The organism is Robbsia andropogonis (genome assembly GCF_000970345.1).
GTDB classification, from domain to species: domain Bacteria; phylum Pseudomonadota; class Gammaproteobacteria; order Burkholderiales; family Burkholderiaceae; genus Robbsia; species Robbsia andropogonis.
Genome location: NZ_LAQU01000251.1, coordinates 1 through 465, shown reverse-complemented (window position 1 = coordinate 465; position 465 = coordinate 1). Strand labels below are relative to the sequence as shown.

Sequence of the window (465 nt, the reverse complement as noted above, 5' to 3'; positions counted from 1 at the left end):
CATTGTCACGTTAGCGGTCGTGGGCCGGAAAAGGGCATTTCACCGCCTGCTTTCAAAACGCGGACGGATTTTGGCTCCGAAGCGTTAATTGCCGCCATGACGCAAGATGCGCGGTGAGCTAACGACGGTGTTCGATGGGGCCAAGTATTTCGCGCTTGAGTGCAAAATGCTGTCGAATCGGGCCGACGTTCGAGAGGAAGCGCTGGGCACGTCGCCGATCTCTTAAGCCGCGCATGCGGCGCTCGCGTTCACGTGTTGGTTGATCGCTATTTTCGGCGCGGTTATTCACGCGTGCGACAGCACGTACGAAGATGTGCTTCGTTTTGGCCAGCGCGGGCACTCGGGCTTTGGAAGCCGGATAGCTACGAAGCTGATCGGTCACGATGACGCGCGGTGCCGAGTGGTTTCGCAAGATCCTATTAAAGAATCGTTCAGCTGCGGCGGCATCACGACGCTTTTGCAGAA

At 57.4% G+C, this 465-nt stretch carries 1 pseudogene; it reads right to left on the bottom strand.

Annotated elements, in window-relative coordinates:
• Window positions 1-124: 124 nt before the first annotated feature.
• Window positions 125-465 (bottom strand): annotated as a pseudogene (locus tag WM40_RS27385) (DDE-type integrase/transposase/recombinase); the annotation flags it as partial.